This window comes from Pseudomonas sp. SJZ103, from assembly GCF_007828335.1.
Lineage (GTDB): Bacteria > Pseudomonadota > Gammaproteobacteria > Pseudomonadales > Pseudomonadaceae > Aquipseudomonas.
This window is the reverse complement of the sequence record NZ_VIUN01000005.1, coordinates 69,190-90,584: the sequence shown is the minus strand read 5'-3', so window position 1 is coordinate 90,584 and position 21,395 is coordinate 69,190. Positions and strand designations below refer to the sequence as shown.

At 59.3% G+C, this 21,395-nt stretch carries 19 protein-coding genes and 1 pseudogene; 9 read left to right on the top strand and 11 right to left on the bottom strand.

The window, feature by feature from the left end:
- Positions 1-41: 41 nt before the first annotated feature.
- The 8 genes from FBY10_RS13560 to FBY10_RS13525 all read right to left on the bottom strand — a co-directional run bounded on the left by FBY10_RS13560 (position 42) and on the right by FBY10_RS13525 (position 6,068).
- Positions 42-1,199: a glutathionylspermidine synthase family protein gene (locus FBY10_RS13560; RefSeq protein WP_145336765.1), complete on the bottom strand. Its 1,158-nt coding sequence runs from the start codon at positions 1,197-1,199 to the stop codon at positions 42-44.
- Between the two features lie 12 nt (positions 1,200-1,211).
- On the bottom strand, positions 1,212-1,922 hold the full coding sequence (locus FBY10_RS13555) for a DUF1190 domain-containing protein (protein ID WP_131700302.1): 711 nt from the start codon (positions 1,920-1,922) through the stop codon (positions 1,212-1,214).
- A gap of 18 nt (positions 1,923-1,940) precedes the next feature.
- Positions 1,941-2,369: a DUF350 domain-containing protein gene (locus FBY10_RS13550; RefSeq protein ID WP_024077626.1), complete on the bottom strand. Its 429-nt coding sequence runs from the start codon at positions 2,367-2,369 to the stop codon at positions 1,941-1,943.
- 15 nt (positions 2,370-2,384) lie between these two features.
- Positions 2,385-3,059, bottom strand: a complete 675-nt coding sequence (locus FBY10_RS13545) for a DUF2491 family protein (protein WP_131700303.1) — start codon at positions 3,057-3,059, stop codon at positions 2,385-2,387.
- On the bottom strand, positions 3,046-4,080 hold the full coding sequence (locus tag FBY10_RS13540; RefSeq protein WP_145336767.1) for an ion channel: 1,035 nt from the start codon (positions 4,078-4,080) through the stop codon (positions 3,046-3,048). The genes FBY10_RS13545 and FBY10_RS13540 overlap by 14 nt, the downstream gene beginning before the upstream one ends.
- Before the next feature lie 72 nt (positions 4,081-4,152).
- Positions 4,153-4,713 carry a rhomboid family intramembrane serine protease gene (locus FBY10_RS13535; protein WP_145336769.1) on the bottom strand — a complete coding sequence of 187 codons (561 nt, stop codon included), beginning with the start codon at positions 4,711-4,713 and terminating at the stop codon, positions 4,153-4,155.
- A 57-nt stretch (positions 4,714-4,770) separates the two neighbouring features.
- Complete coding sequence (locus tag FBY10_RS13530; RefSeq protein ID WP_131700306.1) at positions 4,771-5,469, bottom strand: PspA/IM30 family protein; 699 nt, start codon at positions 5,467-5,469, stop codon at positions 4,771-4,773.
- Positions 5,470-5,486: 17 nt separating this feature from the next.
- Positions 5,487-6,068, bottom strand: coding sequence for a YjfI family protein (locus tag FBY10_RS13525; RefSeq protein ID WP_131700307.1), 582 nt, complete (start codon positions 6,066-6,068; stop codon positions 5,487-5,489).
- Between the two features lie 369 nt (positions 6,069-6,437).
- On the opposite strand from FBY10_RS13525, the gene ycaC reads away from it, so the two are divergent.
- From ycaC to FBY10_RS13480, 9 genes and pseudogenes are all read left to right on the top strand, one after another.
- Entirely contained in the window at positions 6,438-7,070 is a 633-nt protein-coding gene (gene ycaC / locus FBY10_RS13520; protein ID WP_027605204.1) for an isochorismate family cysteine hydrolase YcaC, read from the top strand.
- A gap of 251 nt (positions 7,071-7,321) precedes the next feature.
- Positions 7,322-11,932, top strand: coding sequence for an RHS repeat-associated core domain-containing protein (locus tag FBY10_RS13515; protein WP_145336771.1), 4,611 nt, complete (start codon positions 7,322-7,324; stop codon positions 11,930-11,932).
- Between the two features lies 1 nt (position 11,933).
- A complete protein-coding gene (locus FBY10_RS13510; protein ID WP_131700309.1) occupies positions 11,934-12,248 on the top strand; it encodes a hypothetical protein in 315 nt (104 codons plus the stop codon).
- Between the two features lie 248 nt (positions 12,249-12,496).
- Entirely contained in the window at positions 12,497-12,772 is a 276-nt protein-coding gene (locus FBY10_RS13505; RefSeq protein WP_256663474.1) for a hypothetical protein, read from the top strand.
- A gap of 474 nt (positions 12,773-13,246) precedes the next feature.
- A pseudogene (locus FBY10_RS13500) lies at positions 13,247-14,367 on the top strand (Fic family protein).
- A 74-nt stretch (positions 14,368-14,441) separates the two neighbouring features.
- Positions 14,442-14,684, top strand: coding sequence for an exodeoxyribonuclease VII small subunit (locus FBY10_RS13495; RefSeq protein WP_003176346.1), 243 nt, complete (start codon positions 14,442-14,444; stop codon positions 14,682-14,684).
- Positions 14,681-15,568 (top strand): (2E,6E)-farnesyl diphosphate synthase, encoded by an 888-nt coding sequence (gene ispA, locus FBY10_RS13490; protein WP_131700311.1) that lies wholly within the window; start codon positions 14,681-14,683, stop codon positions 15,566-15,568. Before FBY10_RS13495 ends, ispA begins: the two co-directional genes overlap by 4 nt.
- Before the next feature lie 110 nt (positions 15,569-15,678).
- A complete protein-coding gene (dxs, locus tag FBY10_RS13485) occupies positions 15,679-17,577 on the top strand; it encodes a 1-deoxy-D-xylulose-5-phosphate synthase (RefSeq protein WP_145336773.1) in 1,899 nt (632 codons plus the stop codon).
- An 88-nt stretch (positions 17,578-17,665) separates the two neighbouring features.
- A complete protein-coding gene (locus FBY10_RS13480) occupies positions 17,666-19,555 on the top strand; it encodes a TonB-dependent receptor domain-containing protein (protein WP_145336775.1) in 1,890 nt (629 codons plus the stop codon).
- An 18-nt stretch (positions 19,556-19,573) separates the two neighbouring features.
- On the opposite strand, the gene FBY10_RS13475 is transcribed toward FBY10_RS13480, so the two are convergent.
- From FBY10_RS13475 to ribA, 3 genes are read right to left on the bottom strand one after another with little or no spacing between them, the layout of a single operon-like run.
- A complete protein-coding gene (locus tag FBY10_RS13475; protein WP_145336777.1) occupies positions 19,574-20,362 on the bottom strand; it encodes a cobalamin-binding protein in 789 nt (262 codons plus the stop codon).
- Positions 20,359-20,778 carry a nuclear fragile X mental retardation-interacting protein 1 gene (locus FBY10_RS13470; RefSeq protein WP_131700315.1) on the bottom strand — a complete coding sequence of 140 codons (420 nt, stop codon included), beginning with the start codon at positions 20,776-20,778 and terminating at the stop codon, positions 20,359-20,361. Before FBY10_RS13470 ends, FBY10_RS13475 begins: the two co-directional genes overlap by 4 nt.
- A complete protein-coding gene (gene ribA, locus FBY10_RS13465) occupies positions 20,775-21,392 on the bottom strand; it encodes a GTP cyclohydrolase II (RefSeq protein WP_065924905.1) in 618 nt (205 codons plus the stop codon). The genes FBY10_RS13470 and ribA overlap by 4 nt, the downstream gene beginning before the upstream one ends.
- Positions 21,393-21,395 lie beyond the last annotated feature (3 nt).

Below are 21,395 nucleotides of genomic sequence, written 5' to 3'. Positions count from 1 at the left end.
CGTGTCGTGCCAGTACTGACTGAGAAGCCCAGCAGGCTGTTTCAATCCAATATCAAATGCGGCAAAAACCGGCTCGAATCCTTGGTAATCAAACTATTATCCTCCCGCACTCCAATCCCCGCCGCCTGGTCCCCAATCACCCAAGACCCAATCAACGTATAGCTGTCCCCAAACCGCGGCAACGGCGCAAACTCCTGAAGAATAAACGGCGCATCCGTGTAGGGACCGTCCTCCTTCACTATCAGCCCATCAGCCGTTTGCAGCTCGATGTTCGCCCCTTCCCGCGAGAAAAACGGCTTGCGCACCCAGCCCTTCGGCACAGCTTTACCCGGTTCGGTATCCAGGTGGGCCGCGAGCAAATTCGGGTGGCCTTTGTTGAATTCCCACAGCAACGGCAGGATGCCTTTATTGGAAATGATGGATTTCCACGCAGGCTCGAAAAACTGTGTGTCGCTCTCAGCAATCGCGGCGCCGAAGGGTTCGTGGAAGATAAATTCCCAGGCGTGCAGTTTGAACAGGTGGGGAATCCAGCGGTCCTGGAGGTCGACGAAGCGGCCTTCGCCGGTCAGGCCGATGTCTTCGATGTCGATGTGGCGTGATTCGATGCCGACTTTTTCTGCGACGAGGCGCAGGTAGTCGGTGGTGCCTTTGTCTTCGACCGAGTCTTTCATCGAGGCGAAGTAGAACGGCTGGTTGACCTGCAGTTGAGCGAAAGCCTGGTGCAGTTTGGTGTCGATGCTGTTGAACTGGTCGGCATGCTTGGGCAGCAAGCCGCGTTCGATGCATTGCTCCAGCCAGCCCCACTGAAACGCCGCCGCCTCGTAGAGGCTGGTCGGTGTGTCGTAGTTGAGTTCCAGCAGTTTGGCGGGGCCGGTGCCGTTGTAGGAGAAGTCCATGCGCCCGTACAGGTGCGGGTGGCCTTCGAGCCAAGAGGTCTTGATCATGTCGAAGAAGGGCGCGGGAATGCTCAGGCGTTCGAGCAGCTCTTCGCTCTGGACCACGCGGGCGACGAGGTCCATGCACATGTCGTGGATCTCGGTGGTCGGGTCTTCGAGGTCGTGCTCGATTTGCTTGAGCGTGAACTGGTAATACGCGCTCTCGTCCCAGTAGGGTTCGTTGTCGATGGTATGGAACAGAAAGCCAAGGTTTTCAGCCGTCTGTTTCCAGTCATCACGCTCTGCGCAATGGATTTTCTTCATGGCCCGGTTTCCTTAACTGCTCGACCCGCCGCCGCCCCAGCCGCTGCGTGCGCTGGCCTTGCTGCCGAAGCCGCCACGGGAGGTGGCCGACGCCACGGAGCTCGACTGGCTGGAGGAGCGCAGCGTGTTGGTGTAATTGCTGCTGCCGTAACGGGCCTGATTCGAGCGGCCAAACGTCGCGCCATTGGAGACACGCTGATTGAGCGTCGAGTTGCCGTAGTTGCCGCGATCATCGCGGTAGCGGTATACGGGCTCAGAGCGGTAGCTGTTGCGATTGCTGCTCAGCATGTTGCCGATCAGCAGACCGGTCAGCAGGCTGCTGGTGGAAAAACCTGAGCCGCCGCTTGCCTGAGCGTTACCCGCCTGAGCGTTGGCAGCGTCTACCTGGGATTGTGTCACCTGGCCTTCGGCGGTCAGTTCAAAACCGCCCAGCTTGGGAATGAACTGGCCATTGGAGTCCAGCTGGCACCAGCCGGCGACAAAGTCGGCATCGCAATCGGCCTGGCTGGCGTATACCGGGGCGATGCGGCGATGCTCGGCCATGGCGGTCATGTAGGCGTCCGAACAGACGTCCACCGGAAGCTTTTCATCGGCACATTGCTGCACCGACTGGAAGTTGTACTTCTTCTGCAAATCGTAGGTTTTTTCCGTCGGCCCACAGCCGGATATCGCCATGGCGACCGACGCTGCCAGCGAAAGCTGGACGTACTTGCTTCGTTTCATCGGGAGCTCCGTGCGCAATCAGTTCTGGGTAGGCGTCATGCAGGCGGCATTCAACATGCCGACGCTGATGGCCACGGCGGCCACGTAAATGCCCGCTGCGAGCTCGCCTCTCTTGATGCGCTCGGAAGTGCCTTTGAGCACGAGGCTGGTCAGCAGGAACGCCAGCAGTTGGACGACGGCTGCGATCACCGCCCAGACGACGAAGTCGAGGATGCTGATCGAGTAGGCAATCACGTTGCTGGCCGGAATGGCGAAACCGACGATGGCGCCGCCCAGGGCGACTGCCGCGGAAACGTTGCCCGCCCGGATCAGTTCGAACTCCTTGTGCGGGGTGACGCGGGTGTAGATGAACTGGAACAGCGCGAACAGCACCGCCGCCCCCAGAATGTAGGTGACAAACCCGACTACGGCGGCTTTGTTCAGGGAGATAGAGAGAGCTTCTAGCATGGACTTCTTCCTTTTTTAGAGCGCATTCAAGTCGGTTGTGTACAGCGAAATGCCCAGCGACGTGCTCAGGCTGACGGTGCCTTCAGCGTCTTCTTCTACAGAGAACAGCAGAAACTCGCGTCGATCGGTCAGGCCTGTGTCACGGGCATATAGCATCGAACGGTGCTCGACGTTGTAGGAATCCTCGGGGTTTATCACGTGCTCGCTCATGGCCACCAATTCTGTCTGGCCTTCCTCGCTGCCCCACACGCGCGCGTATTCAACGCCATTGTGGGTATAAGTCGGCAACCCGATCGGACTCTGCGGCCCCGCCAGCCGACGCAGTTCAGCTTCGCTGCTGAGGGTGACGTAACTGAGGTAGTTGAACAGGATCACAGACTCGACCTGCCCGGCGATGTCGCCCGTGGTGTGCACCTGCAACCAGTAATCTTCGTCGTTCATGTAATAGCGCGACAGCCAGGTCGACTGCCCGAGGTCAACGGTGCCGTTACTCCAGACTTCCTGGGAGCCGGGGATAACCACCGTGGTTTTCCCGTCGAGCAACAACTTCAGGGTCGCGTCGAATATCACGCCTTTGCCCGGTGCCAGGCCCAGCGGCCCGGTGGTCGGCAGGGGTTCGGCGGCGGCGCCTTTCGAGTGTGTATTCGCTTGCGGGGCCTCAAGCCCCATCAACTGTTTAAACCATCCCATTGGAGATTTCCTTGAGGCGGGTGGAGGCGATGTAGAAGAGTTCGCCGCCTTCAACGCGCGTGGCGCTGGGCGGGTTGATCGACGGTTGCGACGCACCCTTGGCGCGATAGCCGATGAGGGTGGCGTTGTGGCGCTCTTTCATTTGGGTGTACAGATCGCCGAACGTGGCCTCAAAGGCCTCGGGCAATTTCATCAGGTATTGGGTGGCACCCTGCCCCACGCACAGCAGCTCATTAATGACCACCGACGAGCCCGGATCCTGAGAGGCGCGCACCAACATCTCGATGGCCATGCTTGACGTGCACTCCAGGCTGGGCGCGTAGGAGCTGGCCAGTGCGGCAATTTCACTTTCATTGAAGTGGGCGACGACATGCCCAACCGGACTCAATTGATTCACCGCCAGCACGGTGGCCAGCGTCAGATCGTCGGAGGGGGTTCGCACCAGTACACGCTCGGCGCCGGGCACACCGGCACGCAGCAATAACGCTGTGGAAGACAGGCTTTCACCACGGATGAACGCCGCTTTGCCCGGCATCGGGTTTTCTTCGAGGGTGCAATCGCAGATGACGATCAGGTTGTCGTTCGAGGTTTCGTCTTGAAGCAACAACTCGATGACCCGCTCACTGGACGCGCCCTCCCAGCCAATGAGCACGGTATGACCGACCTTGCCGGTGAAATCGCCTTTGCCCTTCATGCCTTTTCTCCATGCATCGATGACAGTGCTGGTGGTTTTGCCGATGGCTGCCGTGAGCAGCGCAATGCCCCCGAGCATGACCCAGGTTGCCACGAACACGCGCCCCGCCGAGGTCTGTGGCGCAAGGTCGCCATAGCCGACGGTCAGCGTAGTGGTGAGATAGAAGTAAACGAACGTGGCGGGCGCGGTGAGGTGTTGTTCGCCCAGAACCACCAGGCCCAGATAAGCCGTGCTCAGGTGTACACCCAAGGCAACGACCAGGCCTGCCCAGCCGAAACGGTGAAAGAGGGAGGAGGCGTACATGCGCAGCAAAAGAAAAATCGACATTCCGTCCCTGACTCCCTGGGTACTTGATTCCCGATGACGCCATCGCCTCGACATGTGGATGCTCAAGTGCGTTCAGCCGGCATTAAACCTGCTGCGTGGCTTGGAGAGAAGTACCTTGGCTGCAATAAATCCGGCGAATGCACCAAACAGATGCCCCTCGAAGGAAACACCCTGACGAGGCAGGAAGCCAAGGATCAGGCCGCCATACAGTACCGCTACGACAGCGGCCGTTATCAGGTTGCTCCAGCTCCTGTGGAACCAGGCGCGAGACAACAAATAGGCCCATAACCCGAATACCCAGCCGCTGGCCCCCACGTGTATGCCCGCAAAACCGAACAGCCAGACCAGCGAACCGCCCAGCAGGATAATGATCGCACTGACGGTAACGAAGCGATTGAGCCCTTCGATAATCACCAGGGTGCCCAGGATCAAAAAGGCAACCAGGTTCGCGCTCAGGTGGGCGAACGAGCCGTGCAAAAACGGTGAGGTGAGGATGCCCGGCAGCCCCTGCAGCGTTCTCGGGATCAGGCCGAACGCCATGAGGCTGTAACCGGTCGCCACATTGAGCAGTTGCAGCACGACCATGAAGAAGGCCAAGCCTGCGATTGTCTTGAAACCCTTCAGGGCATCCATCCTGACCTCGACGTAAAAAAAGAAGGGCAGACACTGCCCTTCCTGCGGCGACGTTGCTTACTCCGCCGACTTTTGCTTCAGACGCTCCAGAATCGCATTGGCGCTGCCTTCGTTCGGCGTGATGCCGGCGTCACGCAGCTTGCGCTCCAGGTCGGTCCCCGTGGACGCCTCAACCAGCTCATCCTGGGCTTGCAGTTCAGCAGCGCGTTGCTGCTGCTTGGCCTGCAAACGATTCAGCGTACCGACGGCGGTTTCCAGCTTGCCGTTGGCACCGCCGCTGGCGATGGAGGCGCTGACCTGGGCCTTCTGTACGCTGTCGCGCGCCTTGGCCATATCCACTTGCTGGCGCAGGCTTTTGATCCGGCTTTCGGCCTTGGTGATGTCCTTGCGCATGCTTTCCGCATAGCCACCGAACTCGGTGGCTTGCTTATGCTCGACATCCCGCTCGTTGGTCAGGCTCGAAATGGCTTCGGCCACTTCCAGGGCGAGGTCTTCACGATTGGCCTGCAGGGCAGCCACTGCCTTGGACTCCAGGTCCTTGATCTTGGCGTCGTACTCGTTGACGCGATCAGTCGCCAATTTGTGCTTGGCCATGATGCTGACCAGTTCACGCTTGGCGTTGGCCAGCGCGGTGTCGGCATCGCGAATTTCCTGATCGAGGATGCGCAGGGCTTGTTGGTCGACGATCGATTCGCCGACTTCGTTGGCACCGCCACGCAGCGCGGTGAACAATTTGCTCCAGATGGACTGAGTCATTGGATACTCCCGAATACTTAATTGAAGAAACGTTCGAAGGCTTCGCTGGCGCGCTGCACGTTGTCGACCAGGGTTTTCACCTCGGTGACGATATTGGTCAGGCTGGAGTCGGAGCTCAACGCACCGAACATGTTGTAGACAACTTGCCCGTTAGGCATGGACTCGATACCGATGGAGGACAGCGGGAACATTTCCCGGCTGCGCAACACCGCGTCATTGAATTTAGCGACATCGTTGATGGACTCGACATCGACCAGGACGGTGTCAACGATGATCTGCTCGCCCACCACCGCGATGTAAATCGGCAAGCCACCGAAGTCGTTCATTTCCAGCTTGATGCTGGACTCGGAGCCTTGAACGAGAGAAAGCGTAATGTCCTGGGACACCACGTCGTCCAGGGCCTGAAGAGCGGTGAAGAGGCGATCGATATTCCAGTTGGTACCTGCGCTCATGAAATTCTCCGACATGAATGAGCCAGCCAGAATCGGCTGGCGAAGCTGTTTCTCCATCTGCTTGAGCAGGCTTCGGTTTTCGGGAAGCACCCAAGTCTCGTGTTTCACGTAGCCGGCGGCCGCCAGGCCTGCACGCATCTGCTTCATGTAAAAGCTCGATGGCTTTTTGGCGGACGGCTTCAAGCGCTCTCCCTTGAGGCTTGCTGAATCGGTATCGGGCCCTTTAAGCGGACTCGATGGAGAGCTGCTTTCCATGGTACTGACCTCGCTGTGAAAAACTCACGCGTGAGAAAATCTACAGGCATTTTTTGCCACACTCAATAGCTCACGCGTGAGATTTTTTGACTTACTTTCCCGACCGCTAAAAAGATCAGTCCTACTGACAATTCATGAATTGTCGCCTTTGAGTTGACGGTATTACCCATCCCAGCCGATTTATCCCCCAGCACCCACCCATTAATCTGTGCCCATGTTGAACGCAACGCCCAACCAACCTAAACAAAAAAGGATTCAACCATGAGCACTCCAACCTACAACCGCTTGAACAAAGACGACGCCGTAGTTCTGCTGGTCGACCACCAGACCGGCCTCATCTCCCTGGTCCAGGACTTCTCGCCCAACGAGTTCAAGAACAACGTGCTGGCCCTGGCCGACTTGGCGAAGTTCTTCAACCTGCCGACCATCCTCACCACCAGCTTCGAACAAGGCCCCAACGGCCCGCTGGTACCTGAGTTGAAAGAGATGTTCCCGGACGCGCCCTACATCGCCCGCCCAGGCCAGATCAATGCCTGGGACAACGAAGACTTCGTCAAGGCGATCAAGGCTACCGGCCGCAAGCAGATCATCATTGCCGGCGTGGTCACGGATGTGTGCGTAGCGTTCCCGACCCTGTCGGCGCTGGCGGAAGGGTTTGAGGTGTTTGTGGTGACCGATGCGTCCGGCACGTTCAACACCACCGTGCAGCAGGCGGCGTGGAGCCGGATGACCCAGGCCGGTGCGCAGTTGATGAACTGGTTCTCGGTGGCGTGTGAGCTGCACCGCGACTGGCGCAACGATATCGAAGGACTGGGCAATCTGTTGTCCCAGCGCATTCCTAACTATCGCAACTTGATGAATGGGTATGCGGCGCTGACGGCTCACCAGAAGTAAGTCAGCCGAGATTCGCGATAAGCCTGCTTTGAAAAGCAGGCTTTCGTTATTCAACCGAGCTTCCAACTTAAAGAACCACAGCGCACTGCTCTTCGATCAGCATGATCGCCATTTAAAGTAGCCCCCAACTGTGATTTGGGGCTGACTATTACGCGACCTTCGTAAGCCCTTTCTGATTTTCCCCGCCGTTCATCCAGCCGCTTTTTACTGCGGCAGACTCCGACGCCTTGCCCTCTGCCGAGACGTCACGGATGACCAACGCTTCCCACATTGCCTCTATCGAACATGAGCTGGATGGCTTTCATCAGAGCCTGGTGATTTATCGCCAGCAGATGGACGCCTGGTATTCGCGGGCGTTGGATTCGGTGAGCCATACGGCGGATATGCCGTCGTTGCTGGGGATGGATCGGGTGTTGCGCGTCGGTGACTCGCAGACAACCGTGAGCATGAGCGACCCGAACTTTATCGGCAGTGTCGCCGTGTGCCAGTTGGGCGGCGAGCTGAAGATAGAGAGCAAATTCGACTCGGTGTATGACGTGCCGATCGGCGGCATTCCGGTCGAGGTGATCGGGCTGGATGACGGCAGTTCCACGCGGGTCATGCTGGATGAACACGGCAAGGGCTCACACCACTGCGCCGCTGGCGGGCGCTATCAGGTGCGGGTACAGGGCGGTGTTTCCCAGGAGCAGGTTGACGCATTGTTCACCTCCTATGCCGGGCTGATGGCGGACCTGGAGTGGTGGCTTCGCGAACAGTGGCAAGGCTTCAAACCGCATTGGCAGCAGTCCACGGCCAGTGCGATTGGCAGCGGCGTGCTGGCGGGCAGTTGGGCCGCGATCCGGGACGTGTGGGACAGCATCAAGCTGGTGCAGGCGATTCTTGAAAACCCGTTGAAGTACGTCGAACAGCTGGGAGCCGAAGCGGCCAAGCTGGCACAAATCGCCACCGATGCGCCCAAGGTCATGGAACAGGCGATGTTGCTCGCCAGTGATGAAGCGGCGCTGTTCCTGCTGGTGCGCACGGCGATGATCTGGTTGGACGCATTGCCGCCCAGTGAGATTGCGCAAGTGGCCGCTGGGTTGGTGGTGTCGCTGCTGATTGACCTGGTGATTGGCGCGGTGCTGACCATCGCACTGCCGGCGGCGGCTGTGGCGTATTTGAGCCTGCGGCTGGCCAGGTATGGCGCGCAGATTGTTAAGGCGGCTGTTGGTTTTGTTCAGAGCGTGCTGGCGATTCTGACGAAGTTCATGCAGGCGGTGGATCGCTATAAGGCGGTGGCGGTTCGCGGTGTGGTCGGCGGGGTGAAGCAAGGCACGCTTCAGATGCGCTGGCGGGCGCGGCAGAACACGGTGCTGAAGCAAAAAGAGCCTGTGGATGATGTGCCTGTTGTATCGACGAATCCGAAGGGCGATGCGGCGGCCTCTTCGGATAAGACGGTCACCAACGGCTGCCCCGTGTCGATGGTTACCGGGGAGGAACTGCTGACCCTGACCGATGGCACGTTGGACGGGATTTTGCCGTTTGAGTGGACGCGGTTGTATCGCACCAGTGCGGTGGAAGTGGATTGCGGGTTGGGGTTTGGCTGGAGTCATTCGCTGGCGCATCGGCTTGTGGTGTCGGGCGATTCGGTGGTGTGGACGGACCATGAGAACCGCAGTACTTCGTTTCCGATGCCGACCGTTGCTCGACCGGCCATCACCAATAGTTTGGCCGAAGCCGCGATCTATTTGGGCGCTTCGCCGGATGAGTTGGTGTTGTCCCAGGCGTCGCAGTTTTATCACTTTCGCGACGGAGTGTTGGTCTCCATCAGCGATGCGTACGACAACCGGCTGCGGATTTCTCGGGATTATTTGGGGCGGATTGAGCGGCTGGATCACGGCGTCGGACGTTCGCTGTTCCTGCGCTATGCGTCGAGCCACATCGTGGCGGTGGACTATCAGGTTCAGCGCGCCAACGGGTATGAACCCTTCGAGTGGGTGACCGAGCAGAACCTTGTTTCCTACGCATACGACGACGCTGGCCGATTGGTTTCGGCGACCAATGCGGTAGGTGAAAGCGAGGTTTATCGCTACGACGATCAGCACGTGATTCTTGAGCGCGGACTGGCCGGTGGGGCGAGTTTCTTCTGGGAATGGGAACGGGCTGGCAAGGCTGCGCGCTGTGTCCGGCATTGGGCCAGTTTTTCGCAGATGGATACGCGGTATGCCTGGGGGGATGACGGCCGTGTCACGGTGCATAACGCCGATGGCAGCCAGGAAGTGTACGTCCATGACGACCGGGCGCGGCTGGTGCAGCGGATTGATCCGGACGGTGCTTCGCATTTCAAATCCTACGATGACAAGGGTCGCCTGACGGTTGAGCAGGATCCGCTGGGGGCGGTGACGGCGTATCAGTACGACGACGCCGGACGCTTGGTGGCGTTGTTTCCTGGGGATGATGAGCCGACAACCTACGAGCATGACAATGGCTTCGTACGGGTTGTAAGGCGGGGTCTGGCGGTCTGGAAGTACGAGCGTAACGACCAGGGCGATGTCATTCGTAAGATCGATCCCGATGGTCATGTTACGGATTACAGCTACGACAAATATGGGCAACTGGTTGGGGTTTGGTACCCGGATCACAGCTGCCATCGGCTGGTGTGGAATGAGCGGGGGCAACTGGTTGAGGAGCAGCTACCCAATGGCGGGATCAAGCGTTATCGCTATGACGACTTGGGGCGACAGATTGCCCGCGAGGATGAGCATGGCGCGCTGACCCAGTATCAGTGGGACAGCGTGGGTCGGTTGGTTCGCGTGGTGCTGCCGGGTGGAGCGTGTCGGGAATACAGCTACAACCCCTACGGAAAAATCACCGCAGAACGCGATGAACTCGGCCACGTCACCCGCTACGAATACGCCGACGGCCTGCACCTGATCAGCCGCCGCCTCAACGCCGATGGCACTCAGGTCAACTACCGCTACGACAACGTGCGGTTACTGCTGACCGAGATCGAAAACGAGGTCGGCGAGACCTACCGACTTGCCTACCACCCCAATGGCCTGATCCAGCAGGAAATAGGTTTTGACGGGCAGCGTACGGCTTATGCCTACGACCTCAACGGCAATCTGCTGGAAAAAACCGAACACGGCGACGATGGCAGTCAGTTAGTCACTCGTTACGAACGCGATCACGCCGGTCGACTCGTCAGAAAAACCCTGCCCGATGGCAGCCTTGTTGAATATGCCTACGACCGCCAGGGCAACCTCCTCAGCGTCGACGACGGCCATTGGGCGCTGGCCTACGAATACGATAGCCAAAACCGCCTCACCGCCGAACATCAGGGCTGGGGCACCTTGCGCTATGGCTACGACACCTGCGGCCAGCTTCAACACCTGCGCCTGCCCGATAACAACCGGCTGGTCTTTAATCATGCGAAAGGCGGCCACCTCGCCACCGTCGAATTAAACGGCGCGCTGCTGACCTCTCACCTGTTCAAGGCGGGTCAGGAACACCAACGCCAACAAGGCCAACTCCTCAGCCACTACCACTACGACGACCAACACCGCCTGCACGCCCACGCAATCACTCAGCAACAAGACCACCTCTACCAACGCCAATACGACTATGACAAAACCGGCAACCTCACCCGCCTGCTCGACACCCGCAAAGGCGAACACCACTACCATTACGACCCACTAGGCCGCCTCACCCGCGCCGACCACTCCCAAGACCTGCAGGAACGCTTCGGCCACACCCCGGCCGGCAACCTGCTCATGCAAGACCGCCCCGACATCGTCGCCGGCAACCGCCTGATGATCCAAGGCGACCGCCACTACGACTATGACGCCTTCGGCAACCTCATCCGTGAACGCCGTGGCAAAGGCCATCAACTCGTCACCGAGTACCGCTACGACTGCCAGCACCGGCTGATTGGAATCACCCAACCCAATGGCCAAACCGCGAGCTATCGCTACGATCCCTTTGGGCGGCGCATCAGCAAAACCGTGGACGGCCTAACGACGGAGTTTTTCTGGCAAGGCGACAAGCTGATTGCTGAGCACCATGCGGATCGCCATCGCAGCTATCTCTACGAACCGAACAGTTTCAGGCCGCTGGTCCTGTTGGAAGGCTTCGGCCCAAAAGACACCAAGCCCTACCACTACCAACTCGACCACCTCGGCACGCCGCAGGAACTGACCCACCCCGACGGCGAAATCGTCTGGTCCGCGCACTACCGCGCCTACGGCCAGATCAGCCGTCTCGACAAAGGCAAAATCGACAACCCGCTGCGTTTTCAGGGCCAGTACTTTGATCAGGAAAGCGGACTGCACTACAACCGTCATCGCTACTACAATCCGGATGTCGGTCGCTACCTGACGCCTGATCCGGTGAAGCTGGCGGGTGGGATTAACGCCTACCAATACGTGCCCAATCCTACGAGATGGGTGGATCCGCTGGGACTGAGTACATGCCCTGGGAATAACGAATGTAAACCATCGTTGAGTGTTGACGAGCCTGTACCACAACACAATGATGGACAGCCAACCCTACCCACTGCCCACTCTCATTTTCCAAGCGACCCTAATGATTTAACAGACGTGCTAGGAGTAGCGCCAAAAGTCTCTACGACAAGGCATGACACTCAGCGAATGGAGTGGAGACCTAACAGTAATACCCGGATAAGATTTGAGAGCCATCCGGGAGATGAGGGTATATTCGTACAGAGACATCACGGCGAGCACTATCACATAGAGCTAAAGCCCAACGGTTCCAGTTGGAGGCAGGCTGAAAGAAACAATCTAGTAATGAAAGTCATACCACGTAATTACGAAGAAGGGCATGGAACCGGATTTCTACCGGGTGAAAAACATCCAGGAAGCTGATATGAAAAAATTCCCTGTGGCAGATGGAACAATTGAAAAACTGATTTGCAACCGCAATACATTAATAATGGAGTTTACAGACTGGCAGGAAAGACGATGGGAGATAACCTTCAACGATCTAGTTGCCTTTCAAGGCTTAGGTGCTGTCGGCACCGAAATATGTGATATGTACGAAGAGGAAAACACATGGCTTTCTCAAGAAGCAACTAGACTGGAGCCTGATGAAACGGGAATAACTTACTGCTTTACATCGAGTAATGGCGGAGAAACAATTCTTCTTGTAGTTGCTGGTAGCTATAGCGCACAAGAGTTATGACATTGACTGACGCGAGCGGCCGGCGGAATATCAATGAGATGCTAAAATTAAATCAGTATCCTTCGGTCGCTGGCCAAGCAGTCAAACCAATATCATTTGGGAAGAATCTAAAACCACCACTCCCAAGTTTTCTAGAAAAAACTACGCATTGAGAATATCAAAAAGTATGTATACGATCACATCCATATATAGCCAACCTTCTAAAACCAAAGCGCTTTAACTAACAAAAACTTACCAACCAGAATAAAATGAAGATCATTTGTGTCCCTCTTACGCTGAACGCCATGAGATTATTAGATACAAATGATCGCCCAGACTCTCTGCTTGAAATCATTCACCTCGCCGACGAAGAGTATAAAAAATTTCTGATCTCTGGCGCAGTGGAAACTATAAATAAAACCCTGGGAAAAATGATTAACGACTACGAAGACGAGATTATCAACACCAATGAGGACCTCAGCAAGGCGCTAGCAATATTTAAAGACCACCTGACGCCTAAAAACTCTTCAGTAATGAAAAACTGATCCACCTGAACACAATCGCAAGCAAGAGCCAAACAGGGCTATCTTCCTTCTTTTAGCTTAATACATGCACTTGGCAAATGGTCATTTACCATCATTCTCAATAGCGCAACTAAAACATTGAGCTTGACAAGCTAATTACTCACGACTCCAGCTTTGTTGAAGTGAGATCAACTGACTTTTTTCTTTACGCAACAAATATCTGAGCAGAACGTCAGCAACGGACTTGGTATAAAGGCACACTTATTCGACTTTGACGTCGGGACGCATCAGGGAGGCTGGTTCCTGAAAAAATCGGGGGCACAGCATCAATCATTAAATTTCGGCTTGGAAGGTTGGTTTTATGGCGCACTTACGAAAACACCCACCACCACACTAGACCCTGAGCCGAAGCCACAGCACAATCGGCTCACCAAATGAGCCGAATAACCTCTTTATTCGGCTCACGCACCCCAGGCATTCCACCATCCGCACTGGATCTGGCAACACGCCGACTGGCCGCACTTCCATTGGCAACCCGGTCGCCTCGCGGCGTTGCTGCGCGAGTGCGGGTACGCCCAGGGCAAGCTGTTGGGCATGCTCGGCTCCGTCAGCCAGGCAGTCAGCGCACAGAATGAACTGGATGCGCTGCTGCAAAATATCCTGACGTCCTCGGCGATTGAGGGCGAGCAGTTGAATGTCGGCTCGGTGCGCTCGTCGCTGGCAAGGCGGATGGGCCTGGAAGCGATGACAGACGGTCAGGTAAGCCGCCGCAGCGAAGGCCTCGCCGAGTTGATGATGGATGCAACTCAACAATTCACACGGCCGTTTACCCTCGCCGCTTATTGAACTGGCATCACTTATTGTTCCCGGCCCCGGAAGCAGGCTATGCCGCCAGCGCGCTCAATATCGGGTCATTGAGGGGGGATGAGCCGATGCAGGTGGTGTCGGGCCAGCTTGATCGGCCGACCGTGCATTTCGAGGCCCCGCCACGTCTGGGACTGGAGCAGGCACTGGCGGATTTTCTGGAGTGGTTCGAAACCAGCCGCGATCAGCCGGAATTGGACCCGCTGGTACGCGCCGGCGTCGCGCACTTCTGGTTTGTCACACTGCATCCCTTCGATGACGGCAATGGTCGCCTGACACGCGCTATCACCGATTTGGCACTGGCCCAGGGTGAACACCAGGCCATCCGTTTCTATGCCATGTCAGCCAGCATCCTCGAAGATCGCACCGGCTACTACAACGCACTGGAATCCAGCCAGAAGGCCTCACTGGATATCACTGACTGGCTGGAGTGGTTCCTTAAAACCCTGTTACGCAGCGTGCAGCAGGCCATGGCGCGGATTGACCGAGTGCTGGGAAAAAGTCGGTTCTGGCAGCAACACCGCGACCTCCCTTTGTCTGCTGAACAGATCAAGGTCCTCAATCGCCTGCTCGACGGTGGTGAGAAGGGCTTCGAACACGGCATCAGCGCAGCGCAGTACCAAGCGGAGGCAAAGGTATCCAAGGCGACAGCGACGCGACACCTGGCTGACCTGCTGAAAAAAAACTGCTTGGTTCGTCTCCCCGGAGGCGGCCGCAGCACGCGTTATCAGGTCAATACAGCAGGCGAGTAATGCCCCACTCATTTGCCCCCATCCCCCATGTCTGCTAGTGTCGCGCCGGTTTACCGTCTACCGGAATAGCCGCCATGGCCCGCAAAAAAGTTGCACTCGATTTCGAACAATCCCTCGCCGACCTGCAAACATTGGTCGAGCGTCTGGAGAACGGCGAGTTGTCGCTGGAGGACTCGCTGACGGCGTTTGAGCAAGGCATCGGCCTGACCCGTGACTGCCAGAGCGCGCTGGCGCAGGCGGAGCAGAAGGTGCAGGTGTTGCTGGAGCGTGACGGGGAGTTGGCCGAAGAACCTTTCGATGCGGAACAGCCGGAATGATCGACGCGTATCAGGCCAGTAGCCAAGCCCGGGTAAATACGGCGCTGGAGCCCTTGTTTGTTGCGCCAAGCCCGGAAATGAAGCGCCTCTATGAAGCCATGCGCTACAGCGTGATGAATGGCGGCAAGCGTGTGCGCCCGCTGCTGGCATATGCGGCCTGTGAAGCACTGGGCGCGCCGGCCGAGCAGGCCAACGGTGCAGCCTGTGCAGTCGAGCTGATTCACGCGTATTCCCTGGTACACGACGATTTGCCGGCGATGGACGACGACGATCTGCGTCGCGGCCAGCCCACCACCCATAAAGCCTTTGATGAAGCCTATGCGATCCTCGCCGGTGATGGCTTGCAGAGCCTGGCGTTCAGCGCGTTGCTGGACCCACGCTTGAGCAGCGTCAACGCCGAGATCCGCTTGCGCATGGTCACGGCCCTGGCCCTGGCTGCCGGCCCTGCGGGCATGGTTGGCGGGCAGGCAATCGACATGGGTTCGGTCAGCGTCAAGCTGGATCAAAAAGCCCTTGAGCACATGCACCGCCACAAGACCGGCGCGCTGATCGAAGCCGCCGTTCACTTGGGCGCCCTGGCCAGCGGACATGCCGAAGCCGCGCAATTGGCGGCGCTGCAGACCTATTCCCGGGCCATTGGCCTGGCGTTCCAGGTGCAGGACGACATTCTCGACGTGGAAAGCGATACCGCCACCCTAGGCAAACGCCAAGGCGCCGATATCGCACGAGACAAACCGACTTATCCTGCGCTGCTCGGGCTGCAAACCGCCAAGGCCTACGCCCTGGAACTACGCGACCAGGCGCTGGACGCCCTGCGACCTTTCGACGCGGCGGCCGAGCCGCTGCGTGACCTGGCGCGGTATATCGTCGAACGCCGCCACTGATTACGGCGGCCATTGCAGCCGCATATCGGCCAAGTTCGGCGCTCTGCGTGGGCAGTTTGCGATGCTTGAGGTAAACTGCCGCCTCTTCTATACCTATAACGATTCGCCTGATGCCCACGACGTTTCAAGAGATTCCCCGCAAGCGCCCGTCCACGCCCCTGCTCGACCGTGCTGTCACGCCGGACGGCCTGCGTCGTCTGGGTGAAGCCGAGCTGGAAACCCTGGCCGATGAGTTGCGCCTGGAATTGCTCTACACGGTCGGCCAGACCGGTGGGCATTTCGGTGCCGGCCTGGGCGTCATCGAGCTGACCATCGCGTTGCACTACGTGTTCGACACCCCGGATGACCGGCTGGTGTGGGACGTGGGCCATCAGGCGTATCCGCACAAGATCCTCACGGGCCGCCGCGAGCGCATGGCGACTCTGCGCCAGAAGGACGGTGTTGCCGCCTTCCCGCGCCGCTCCGAAAGCGAGTACGACACCTTTGGCGTCGGCCACTCCAGCACCTCGATCAGCGCAGCGCTGGGCATGGCAATTGCCGCCCGCCTGCAAGGCAGCGACCGTAAGGCGATTGCCGTGATCGGTGATGGCGCGCTGACCGCCGGCATGGCCTTCGAAGCACTGAACCATGCCCCGGAAGTGGACGCCAACATGTTGGTGATCCTCAACGACAACGACATGTCGATCTCGCGCAATGTCGGTGGCCTGTCCAATTACCTGGCCAAGATTCTCTCCAGCCGCACCTATGCCAGCATGCGCGAAGGCAGCAAGAAAGTGCTCTCGCGTCTGCCCGGCGCGTGGGAAATTGCCCGGCGTACCGAAGAATATGCCAAGGGCATGCTGGTCCCCGGCACCCTGTTCGAAGAGCTGGGCTGGAACTACATCGGCCCCATCGACGGCCATGACCTGCCGACCCTGATTGCCACGCTGCGTAACATGCGCGACCTCAAGGGCCCGCAGTTCCTGCATATCGTCACCAAGAAAGGCAAAGGCTTCGCGCCGGCGGAAGTCGACCCGATCGGCTACCACGCAATCACCAAGCTCGAACCGGTGGACGCTCCCGCCGCAGCGCCGAAAAAAGCCAGCGGGCCGAAGTACTCCGGCGTGTTCGGCGAATGGCTGTGCGACATGGCCACCGCCGACCCGCGCCTGGTGGGCATTACCCCGGCGATGAAGGAAGGCTCCGACCTGGTGGCGTTCAGCGAGCGTTTCCCGCTGCGCTATTTCGACGTGGCCATTGCCGAGCAGCACGCGGTGACCTTCGCCGCTGGCATGGCCTGCGAAGGCGCCAAGCCGGTCGTGGCGATCTACTCCACGTTCCTGCAGCGCGGTTATGACCAGTTGGTGCATGACGTCGCGGTGCAGAACCTCGACGTGCTGTTTGCCATCGACCGCGCCGGTTTAGTCGGCGAAGACGGCCCGACTCACGCGGGCAGCTTCGACTTGTCCTACTTGCGTTGCATCCCCGGCATGCTGGTGATGACGCCGAGCGACGAAAACGAACTGCGCAAAATGCTCAGCACCGGTCACCTGTATAACGGCCCGGCCGCCGTGCGTTATCCACGGGGCAACGGCCCGAATGCGCTGATCGAGAAGGACCTGGAGCCTATCGAAATCGGCAAGGGCATTGTGCGTCGCCAGGGCAGCAAGGCTGCATTCCTGGTGTTTGGCGTGCAATTGGCCGAAGCGCTCAAGGTGGCCGAGAAGATCGACGCCACCGTGGTCGACATGCGCTTCGTCAAGCCGCTGGATGAAGCACTGGTCCGCGAAATCGCCGCCAGTCATGAGCTGCTGGTGACCGTCGAAGAAAACGCCATCATGGGCGGTGCCGGTGCGGCAGTCAGTGAGTTCCTGGCGCGGGAGAATATCCTCAAGTCGGTGCTGCACCTGGGCTTGCCGGATGCGTACGTCGAACACGCCAAGCCGGCGCAGATGCTGGCTGAGTGCGGGCTGGATGAAGCAGGGATCGAGGCTTCGGTGCGCGAGCGCCTAGCGCTGCTGGGCCTGTAGAAAGCGGGACCAACAGGTGGGAGGGGCGGTGCGAGTTGCCCCCCTCCCACATTTGATTTGCGCCATCCTCAAGCGCTATGGACAGCCCATGAAACACCTGTACCTTGCCCTGCTGCTTCTGCCCTCGCCTGAATTGCTCGCCGACACCCGCGACAACGCCCTGAAACTCCCCGACGTGGTCATCAGCGCCAACCGCCAGGTCCAGGCACGCAACGACAGCAGCGCCGCCAACACCGTGTTCACCCGCGACGACATCGACCGCCTGCAACCCACCAGCCTCACCGACCTGCTCAGCCGTGTGCCCGGTGTACAAGTCGCCCCCTCCGGTGGCCGTGGCAGTTTGCCGGGCATCTACCTGCGGGGCACCAAGTCCGCCCAAAGCCTGGTGCTGGTAGACGGCCAGCGCATCGCCAATACGACGTCCGGCGACAGCGGCCTGCAATACCTCAACGTCGACCAGATTGAGCGAGTGGAAGTACTGCGCGGCTCGCGCTCGGTGATCTACGGCAGTGACGCGATCGGCGGGGTGATCCAGGTATTCACCCGGCGCAATGCCGAGCAGGGCGTGCAACCGCGGGTGAAACTGGGCTTCGGCAGCCATAACACCTGGCAGCGCAGCCTCGGCCTTTCGGGTGGTGACGAACAGACACGCTTCAACCTGGGCGCGAGCCTGGATGAAACCGCCGGCATCAACTCAACCCACCAGTCGTTCCCCAGCGACGGCGACCATGATGCTTATCGCAACCAGTCCGTGAGCCTGAACCTCAGCCATTCCCTCAGCGATGAGCTGGAGGTGGGCTTCAATCTGTTGGATAACCGCGGCAAGTCGGAGTATGACAACAGCTTCGGCCGCTACGACCCCGTCACCAGGCAAACCGTCGGCCAGAAGCCCTACACCGACTACGCCGTGAGTAGCGCCAGCGGCTATGTCGACGCCACGCTCAGTGAGCACTGGCAATCGCGTCTGGAGCTGGGCCACAGCGAGAATCGCGATACCAAGCGCGACACCCTCAGCGATGATTTCAGCGTATTCAACACCTACCGTGACTCGGTCAACTGGCAGAACGACCTGACCCTGGATGACCAGAACAGCCTGATCCTGGGCGGCGACTGGTACGAAGACCGCTTCCACGGTTCCACCACGTTTACCGAAAACAGCCGCTGGAACCGCGCCGCCTTTGTGCAGCATCGCTTTCACAGCGAGTGGTTTTCCACCGAACTGGGCCTGCGTCACGACCAGAATCAGCAGTTCGGCAGCCAGAACAGCTGGAGCGGCACCCTGACCTTGCCGGTCAACCCCGACAATGACCTGCTGCTGAGTTACAGCGAAGGCTTCCGCGCGCCGACCTTCAACGACCTCTATTACCCGGACACGAAGTACAGCAACCCCAACCTGCAGCCCGAAACCTCAAAGAGCTACGAACTGCAGTGGCGCAGCCAGTTGAGTGACAGCACGCGCCTGGAGGCCTCGCTGTACCGCACCGATTTGAGCGATGCGATCATTCTCGACCAAACCGGCAAGCCACAGAATGTGGCGTCGGCACGCATCAACGGTTTTGAGGCGGCGCTCAAGCAGGAGCTGTTCGGCTGGCAAGGAAACCTCGGGCTGTCGCTCATCGACCCGCGCGACCGCGACAGTGGTCACACCCTGGCCCGCCGGGCGCGGCGCACGTTGAGCCTGGACCTGGACCGGCAATTCGATCAGGTGGGCGTGGGCGCCAGTTGGCAGGCGATCAGCCACAGCTATGACGATGAAGACAACACCCACCGCCTGGGCGGCTATGGGTTGCTCGGGCTGCGTGGCAGTTGGGCGGTGACGCGGGAAGTAGCGTTGTCGCTGAAGGTCGATAACCTGCTGGACAAGTCCTATGCGCGGGCGCGCTACAGCTACGACGATCCTGCATTCGTCAACAATCACGATTACCGTGAAGAAGGCCGCGTGTGGATGTTTCGCGTGACGTGGACACCTGAAATCTGATTGTGGCCTGGACTGGCCTCAGCGGCCCGGAGCAATCACCTGACACAGCCGCGCCAGCGCTTCCAGCATCTGCCCGCTGGGCCGTTCCAGGCCTTTGTCCGGAACCAGCCGTACCCGCTCCGCCATGCTTGGCCAGGCCTTCCAGGCTTCCTTCTGCGCCTGATCGCCTACCAGAATCATCTCGGGATTACGTTGCAATACCGACTCGATGCTGACCTGTGGCGCGGGTAGCTTCAGGTCGTCAAACACGTTGCGCGCACCGCACACGCTCAGCGCATCGCTGATGATCTGGCCACCGCCCACGGTGTACAGCGGCTGATTCCACACCTGATAGAACACCCGCAACGGTTCAGCACGTTGATAACGCTGACGCAACTGCGCCAGGCGCTGGCGCAGTTGCGCAGCCAATTGCCGGCCGGCGTCGGCACGGCCCAGTTGCTCGGCGATGGCCTGGACCTGGGTGGTGAGTTGTTCGAGGCTATGGGGTTCGGCGACGTACACCGGGATATTCAGGCGCTGCAGCTGCTCGCGCTGGGCGGGGCCGACGCTGCCGGGCCAGAGCAGGATCAGGTCGGGCCTGAGGCTGAGCAGGCGCTCCATGTCCAGTTGCCCATAACGCCCAACCGACGGCACGCTCGCCAGCGCCGCTGGCCGCTCACCGCCATCGAGCACGCCCACCAGCAGGTCGGCAGCACCCAGTTCAGCCACGATTTCAGAAAGTGAAGGCGCCAGACTGACGACACGTTCGACCGCCAGGCCCTGGGCACTGAATGCCAGCAGCAGAATCGCCAGCCAGCGGCGCATCATCCCAACTGACGCGGGATGCGGTAGAGGTAAAACAACACCATCGTCGACAGTGCCAGCAGGAAAAGCGGCACCGCTTCCAGGCCAACGAACACCGCCAGTGCGCCCACCCACGCCGGTACGGCAGCCACCATCAAGGCCGTACGCCGACGAGCCGCCAGGGTGATCCAGGCAGCCGGTTCTTCCGCAGTATCAAGGGCTTTGGAGGTGGCGATCAGGGCGTGTTTATAGCCATGGAAGTAGCGCAGGCTGAGGAACATCGACGCCACGCCGGCGATAAAGAACGGCATGGCCAGCACCGGCAGCATGGGCTCGGCCTGGCCAAATACCAGGTTGATCACGAACAGCGGGAGCAGCGCCAGGGCCAGGTACTGCCACCAACTGAAGGACAGTCGCCGCTTCACCTGGCCCCGGGTCACGCGCGGTCGACCTCGCCCTGATGCTCGTTGCCCATCATGTGGTCGAGCTTGCTGGCCTTGGTCGCCAGGTAGAGTTTGTTGTGCGGGTTATGCCCGGTGTGCAGCGGCACACGCTCGGCCACGGTGATGCCCATCTCGGTCAAGGCTTTGACCTTGCGCGGGTTATTGGTCATCAGACGCAGGGATTTCACACCCAGGTGCTCCAGCATCGGCAGGCAGATCGCGTAGTCACGCTGGTCGGCAGCGAAACCCAGGCGCTCATTGGCCTCGACGGTATCGGCACCGCCATCTTGCAGCTCGTAGGCACGGATCTTGTTCAGCAGGCCAATACCACGGCCTTCCTGACGCAAATACAGCAGCACGCCACGGCCTTCACGGGCGATGGCGCGCATCGCGGCTTCCAGTTGCGAGCCGCAGTCACAGCGCTGGCTGAACAGCGCGTCTCCGGTCAGGCACTCGGAATGCACACGACCGAGAACCGGTGCGCCATCGGCGATGTCGCCCAGGCTGAGCACAACGTGTTCGCGCCCGGTGGCTTCTTCGAGAAAGCCGCTCATAGTGAACGTGGCAAAAGGGGTAGGCAGCTTGGAAGCAGCGACGAAAACGACGGGCACCGT

Bases quoted from the DNA above. Each gene is read 5' to 3' on its own strand.
- FBY10_RS13560 (WP_145336765.1), bottom strand. From the start codon at position 1,199: ATGAAGAAAATCCATTGCGCAGAGCGTGATGACTGGAAACAGACGGCT.
- FBY10_RS13555 (WP_131700302.1), bottom strand. From the start codon at position 1,922: ATGAAACGAAGCAAGTACGTCCAGCTTTCGCTGGCAGCGTCGGTCGCC.
- FBY10_RS13550 (WP_024077626.1), bottom strand. From the start codon at position 2,369: ATGCTAGAAGCTCTCTCTATCTCCCTGAACAAAGCCGCCGTAGTCGGG.
- FBY10_RS13545 (WP_131700303.1), bottom strand. From the start codon at position 3,059: ATGGGATGGTTTAAACAGTTGATGGGGCTTGAGGCCCCGCAAGCGAAT.
- FBY10_RS13540 (WP_145336767.1), bottom strand. From the start codon at position 4,080: ATGTCGATTTTTCTTTTGCTGCGCATGTACGCCTCCTCCCTCTTTCAC.
- FBY10_RS13535 (WP_145336769.1), bottom strand. From the start codon at position 4,713: ATGGATGCCCTGAAGGGTTTCAAGACAATCGCAGGCTTGGCCTTCTTC.
- FBY10_RS13530 (WP_131700306.1), bottom strand. From the start codon at position 5,469: ATGACTCAGTCCATCTGGAGCAAATTGTTCACCGCGCTGCGTGGCGGT.
- FBY10_RS13525 (WP_131700307.1), bottom strand. From the start codon at position 6,068: ATGAAGCAGATGCGTGCAGGCCTGGCGGCCGCCGGCTACGTGAAACAC.
- ycaC (WP_027605204.1), top strand. From the start codon at position 6,438: ATGAGCACTCCAACCTACAACCGCTTGAACAAAGACGACGCCGTAGTT.
- FBY10_RS13515 (WP_145336771.1), top strand. From the start codon at position 7,322: ATGACCAACGCTTCCCACATTGCCTCTATCGAACATGAGCTGGATGGC.
- FBY10_RS13510 (WP_131700309.1), top strand. From the start codon at position 11,934: ATGAAAAAATTCCCTGTGGCAGATGGAACAATTGAAAAACTGATTTGC.
- FBY10_RS13505 (WP_256663474.1), top strand. From the start codon at position 12,497: ATGAAGATCATTTGTGTCCCTCTTACGCTGAACGCCATGAGATTATTA.
- FBY10_RS13495 (WP_003176346.1), top strand. From the start codon at position 14,442: ATGGCCCGCAAAAAAGTTGCACTCGATTTCGAACAATCCCTCGCCGAC.
- ispA (WP_131700311.1), top strand. From the start codon at position 14,681: ATGATCGACGCGTATCAGGCCAGTAGCCAAGCCCGGGTAAATACGGCG.
- dxs (WP_145336773.1), top strand. From the start codon at position 15,679: ATGCCCACGACGTTTCAAGAGATTCCCCGCAAGCGCCCGTCCACGCCC.
- FBY10_RS13480 (WP_145336775.1), top strand. From the start codon at position 17,666: ATGAAACACCTGTACCTTGCCCTGCTGCTTCTGCCCTCGCCTGAATTG.
- FBY10_RS13475 (WP_145336777.1), bottom strand. From the start codon at position 20,362: ATGATGCGCCGCTGGCTGGCGATTCTGCTGCTGGCATTCAGTGCCCAG.